Annotated in this window: 1 protein-coding gene; it reads left to right on the top strand. The window is 69.5% G+C overall.

What is annotated here, in order from left to right; all coding sequences use genetic code 11:
* The first annotated feature begins 100 nt into the window (after positions 1 to 100).
* On the top strand, positions 101 to 1,288 hold the full coding sequence (locus tag GWI24_RS44445) for an HpcH/HpaI aldolase/citrate lyase family protein (RefSeq protein WP_210951674.1): 1,188 nt from the start codon (positions 101 to 103) through the stop codon (positions 1,286 to 1,288).
* The last annotated feature ends 75 nt before the right edge of the window (positions 1,289 to 1,363 follow it).

Genomic DNA, 1,363 nt, shown 5'->3' with positions numbered 1-1,363 from the left:
ACGCCCTTGGGGAACTTTTGACCCATGGTCGCACGTACGATTATCGGCCAACCGCGGGTCAGCGGGACCGAGGCGGCACACCGGCAGTGCGGGGAGTTGTATGCGGCATTTCGGACATCTGCCCGTCGAGGTGCGAGCCAACCTCTTCCACCGGGAGCCCGGCGAATTCGGCGTGGACTCGCCCACCCGGACCCTGGCCGTCGCCCTCGGCGCCACCCTGTACTGCCCGGCGACCCGGCCCCGGCTGGCCGAGGACATCGTCAAACAGGCAGGTCGCGGCGTGGTCTCCATGGTGCTGTGCCTGGAGGACTCCATCGACGACGCCGAGGTGGCGGGCGCGGAGGAGAACCTCGTACGGCAGCTCGCGGAGCTGTCCGGGCGGGACTCGGGCACCTCGCTGCCGCTGCTCTTCATCCGGGTCCGCACCCCCGAGCAGATCGTCGATCTCGTCTCCCGGCTCGGAGCGGACGTGCGGCTGCTGTCCGGATTCGTACTGCCGAAGTTCACCGAGGAGCGTGGCGGGGCCTTTCTCGAGGCGCTGATGTCGGCCGAAACCGCCCAGGTGACCGAGGCGTTGGGCGGGCGGCGGCTGTTCGCGATGCCGGTCCTCGAATCGCCCGAGCTGATGCACCGCGAAACGCGCACCGACAGCCTGAGCGGCATCAGCCGGATTGTCGACAAGTACCGGGAGCGGGTGCTGGCGCTGCGCCTCGGGGTCACCGATCTGTGCTCGGCCTACGGGCTGCGCAGGGCGCCGGACATGACCGCCTACGACGTCCAGCTGATCGCGTCCGTGATCGCGGACGTGGTGAACATGCTGGGCCGGGCCGATGGCACGGGCTTCACGATCACCGGGCCGGTGTGGGAGTACTTCAAACCGCATGAGCGGATGTTCAAGCCGCAGCTGCGGATCAGCCCCTTCAGCAGCGGCCGCGCCGAGTCGCTGCGCACCGCGCTGATCGAGCACCACATGGACGGGCTGCTGCGCGAGATCGAGCTGGACCGGGCCAACGGTCTCCAGGGCAAGACCTGCATCCACCCCAGCCATGTGGCCCCGGTGCACGCGCTCTCCGTCGTCAGCCACGAGGAGTTCAGCGACGCGGTGGACATCCTCGAGCCCCAGCGCTGCGGGGGCGGTGTGCTGCGCTCCTCGTACACCAACAAAATGAACGAGGTGAAGCCGCACCGGGCCTGGGCCGAGCGGACCCTGCGGCGCGCGGAGGTCTTCGGGGTGGCCCGGGAGGATGTGAGCTTCGTGGAGCTGCTGGCGGCGAGCCTGCGGACGTAGAGCGAACCGGGCCCGGCACGGGCCCCGGGACGAGGGAAGAGATGGAAACGAGGCGCAGGGCGGCGTGAGCGTGGA

The organism is Streptomyces sp. MK37H (assembly GCF_018035285.1).
Classification (GTDB): domain Bacteria; phylum Actinomycetota; class Actinomycetes; order Streptomycetales; family Streptomycetaceae; genus Streptomyces; species Streptomyces endocoffeicus.
This window is presented reverse-complemented; position numbering and strand designations above follow the sequence as displayed.

What these genes read in the sequence shown, in the direction of transcription:
- GWI24_RS44445 (WP_210951674.1), top strand. Translation starts at nt 101, where the DNA reads ATGCGGCATTTCGGACATCTGCCCGTCGAGGTGCGAGCCAACCTCTTC.